The following is a 4,708-nucleotide window of genomic DNA, read 5'->3' on the forward strand; positions in this document are numbered from 1 at the left end:
TTTGGGAGTTATTTGCTCAAGAACTAATAATGAGAAAAGATTAACTCCTTACTCCAAATAGGAATGTTTTATGACGTTGTTAACTGAAACATATTACTCGCATTTCCCTGGACAAGAAGCGGGTTTGGGAAGCGGCCGTGATACCAACATTGGTGGATTAGAAAGGCAAAGATTTTCCAAAAATTGCCGACCTAATTTATATCAGATTGGTTTGGTTGATTCTCTCGTTTTAGTTGACAATATCAAGTTTCCTAATTTTAAGGAGGAAATAAATGTTTAGTAAACTGATAATCGCGATGCTTACTTTAGGGTTATTGTTTTCCTTTAGTAGCGCGGTTCTTAGCTCCGAAACACCCCACACAGGGTTGAATCCACTTGAAAAGGTCAATCAGGATGCCCCTCGGTTCCAGAATCTCGCCGCGATTGAACACTCCACCCCCTCTTTCCAGAAACCTGCCGCTGATATTATGCAGGTTGCCACTCCGACGACTCTTCTTCCTCCCACCTACTTCTGCGACTTCATCGACTACTCCGGCGGCGCTGCGGCCTATTACTGGCGGATTCCGGACAAATACGGCGATATCGAACAAGGTATGCGCTTTACACCGGCGGCAGACTACACCTGTACCCTGCTGGCGACATACATCGGCATTTACGGTACATATCTGGGCGCCAACTTCGGCACCCCCGATATGCTGGTCACCGTTTACGCTGATGACGGTTTCGGCCTGCCCGATCCCGGTAATGTCCTCGGCAGTGTCGTGGTTCCGTTCGCTTCGCTGCCCACTTCCGGTCTTGCCTATGTCCCGGTTGACCTGACCTCGCTTGGCCCCCTCGTCTTCACCGACGGTGAAGATTTCCACATCGGCGTTTCCGTCGACAATTTTGTCGCCGGCGACACGCTGGCCATCCTGTCGGATAACGGTTCAGCCGGTACGGGTCGGAGCTGGGAAAACTGGGGCGGCAGCTACTATTCCTTTTTTGATGACTGGGGAATCGATGTCAATCACCTGATTGGTGTTGATCTCTGCTGCGGTCTGATCCCGTACACCGAATGCTACGTTCAGGATTACAGCTGTGGCACGGCTTATTTCTGGCGTCAACCCGATGCTTACGGGGATGACTATTTCAACATGAGATTCTCGGTCGAAGGACCGGAGACGCTTATGGAAATAGGAGTCGCCACATACAGGAACTTTGCGGATCATGTGGCCGGCGACCTCGACGTCTTTGTCTGGGGTGATGACGGCTCCGGCTTCCCGGATCTGGGTAATGTGATCTTCCAGACCACGATCCCCTATGCTTCGCTGTTGTGGTTCCCGAACTACAACGTAATTGATCTATCGGCGTTAAATCTGGTCATGACGGGCGACTTCTTTGTCGGCTGGTCGACCAATGATGTCACCGGCGGTGTTCTGGCAGGTCTGTCCGACAACGGTTCCTGCGGAACCGGACGCAGTTCCGAATACTGGGGCGTCTGGGGTTCGATGCTGGACGACTGGGGAGTTGATGTCAACTTCAAGATTTACGCCTATATGTGCAAGGACCAGTTCTACAATTGTAAGTGGGTTTATGATTATTGCAATTCCGCTTACTTCTGGCGCCTGCCGGATGTTTATGGCGATATCGGTAATTATCAGAAGTTCAGCCCGTCGGGTCTCGGATGCCGGCTGGAGAACTTTGATGTCCGTTGGTATTGGAGCAGAAACGAATATACTCTGCCTCGCTACACTACCAATACCGAACTGAACGTCTATGCTACCGACGGGGGCAGCGGTCTTCCGGGAACACTCCTGTTCCAGAAGATTTTGACCCCGGCCGATTACGGTATCACGACTCCGACCCCGACCGCTTCATCCTATTACTGGGCGTCATACAGCGGCGACGGTTTTGTCTTCGATCAGGATGTCTGGATCGGCTTTACATCATTGGCCCCGACCATAGAAGAAGGTATTTGTACCCTATCGGATGACGGCAGCTGCGGTTCCTCCCGCTCCTGCGAAACCTGGGGACCCGGCAACTGGGGCTACATGGTGGATGACTGGGGACTGGATAATAACTTCCTCTTCGAGGCTTACATCTGCTGTGTCCCGCTTCCCGAAAGAGTCTGCTCGCCCGGCGACCAGTGGCCCACTCTGGCCCACGACTTCGCCCGCAGCAATGCTTCGGTCAGCTCACTCGGTGATGATGCTCAGGGCAACCTGACCAAGGCCTGGACCTATGTTCAGCCGACCGGTCTGCCCAGCAACCTCAACAGCCCCGTTATCTTCGGCGACAAAGTCGTCTGCTACTTCCTTGATTACCTGGCCTGTATCGATCTCAATACCGGCGTGGGAATCTGGAACAAGCCGCACGACGGTTTCCAAATCGGTTCCGGATGCTACAGCACCCCGACCGTATATGATGTTGCCGGATACGGCCCGATGGTCTTCACGGCCGGCGGTGATGCCAAGGCTTTCACGGCCTATGATCTCAACACCGGCGCGATGATCTGGACCAAGAACTTCATGTTCCACAGCCAGCACTTTATGACCTACGGTCCGTCCGTGATCGTGGATTGCGGCGGAACTGAAGTCATCGTCTATTCCGATGATTACGGGAGCATTTATGCTCTGGTAGCCCTGACCGGTGTCAAGTATGCCGGCTGGGTTGTCAATCCGATCAGCCTGGGCGGCGCCATCCTGAAGGGCATCAGCACCGACGGTAGTGTTATCTATGTCGGTATCGATGCCAATATCAGCAACGGCGATATTTTTGCCGTTGACGCCTGCACCGGCACGACCATCTGGCAGTTTGCCAATCAGCAATTGTGCAACCTGAATCCCGAGAACTGTGGCCCGGAAGGCTTCACCGGCACCGTTGCTTACGATGTCTTTGAAGGCGTTCCGACTCTGTTCACCGCCAGCAGCTACAATCAGTATGTGGATTATCCGCCGTATATGAGCGGTGGTATCTTCTACAGCATTGATGCCGGCACCGGCGCCTTGAACTGGGCGGCCACCTGTAATGCTCAGGATTACAACGGTCCGGCGATCGACGCGGGCCATGTTATCAACACCGGCTGGAATGGCTGGGTCAGTTCCGGCCAATACCGCGGTCCGGTTGCTTTCAGCAAGACCAGCGGTTCCGTCAAGTGGTCCAACACGACCGCCAACCCGGGTATTCAGCCTCAGTGGCTTGCGGACGGTATCCTCAGCTGCGAGACCGAGAAGCCCGACTGGTATGTGGTTGGTAACAACAGAGACTTCCTGACATTCTACAATTCGGATAATGGTCAGGATATGTTCCACCGTCGTATGGCGCGCGGATCACTCTACATGCACCATTATTCACCTTCGATGGATGACGGCCACTTCCTGGTCGGTTACATTCAGAAGCTGTTCTGTCTGACAGAGCAGGAGCCTCGTCCGCGTCTGGATCTGCCGAAGTATACGATCTATACACCGGTTGAGTTCGGGTCACCGGACAACCACACGGTTGTCTTCCCGAACGCCATCGGCAACACCGGCGGCGCTCCGCTGACCATCGATTCGGTTGTTCTCAAAGACAATAGCAACAACACGACGCCGAACATCGTTTCGATCAATGTTGTCAGCCCGGAACGCGTCGAACGGATTGCCGAGAAATACGGCTCCAGCGCCGACCTGTTCAAGGCTCTGCTCAGCGACGACATGGCGGCGATTCCTGAGGTTAACAAGATGTCCGTCCGGTCGAACTCGGCCTATGCCTATCCCGCATGGATTTATGGCTTGACGGCTCCGACTCCGGGAACGGTTGTTCCGCCCCAGGGCTTCTATAATGATTCGTCGAGTTATATCGATATCGATATTCTCATCGACGGCACCCAGGTTCCGAGAGGTCTGACGCCGGTGTATGCGCGCGTTTACTCCAACGATCCGGATTACTTCCTTGACAGTGCCCGGATTGACGGCGGCGCCTATGCGGTTCCGCAGATTCTTCTTGGTATCGTCGGCGGCTGTCTCTATGACGATGTCGATTTCACCTTTGGTGTCGGCGCGGCCAACGGCGGTCTGGTCTTCAACTCGACCAAGCTGCTTGATGCCGACCTCGGCACTTTTGCCGGTCCGCAGATCGGCACCCGGCCCCCGGGCAAGCAGACGATCTTCTCTGCGAGAGTTGCCATGCATGCGGCCAACTGGCACAGCGACCCGAACAACTGGGAAAGTATCCTTCCGGATCAGAACTGCTACGACCAGACCTGTCCTCCGAACCATCGCACCAACGTGTTGCTGGGAACCATTTCCAACGACATGGGCGCGAGTTACGAGGATGTTCTGGGTGAAATCGTTGCTTTTGCGTTCGTCGATTCGGTTCAGGATATGTGCGATTATGACACCCTTGGCAACTGCCTTAGCTGGGACTGGGGATATGCCCGCAACAATGGCGTTCAGCCTCCGCTGAACGACACGTTGACGATGGGCTTCCATGCCTGCGGCACGGTCTTTGGTGCTTATGATCAGCCGTTGTTGAACAATTTCGCGATTTACAAATACGATTTCAGCGGTCGTTACGGGGCGCTGAATAACATCTATGTGGGCGCCATGATGGACTTCGACATCGGCACCGACGTGGCCGGATACAGCGAAGAACTTTCGCTGGCTATCGATTACGATTGCGGCAGTCCGACCGGCGGTTGGGGCATGGTGAAGATTCCGTTCGGCTGTGGTTACGAGCCGATGCGGGGCGC

Annotated in this window: 1 protein-coding gene; it reads left to right on the plus strand. The window is 54.3% G+C overall.

Annotation, left to right across the window (positions count from 1 at the left end; translation table 11 throughout):
* Positions 1 to 272: 272 nt before the first annotated feature.
* A partial coding sequence (locus tag CVT49_09910) for a hypothetical protein (GenBank protein ID PKK83114.1) occupies positions 273 to 4,708 on the plus strand: 4,436 nt, incomplete at its 3' end.

It is taken from the genome of candidate division Zixibacteria bacterium HGW-Zixibacteria-1 (genome assembly GCA_002838945.1).
Taxonomy (GTDB): Bacteria; Zixibacteria; MSB-5A5; order GN15; family PGXB01; genus PGXB01.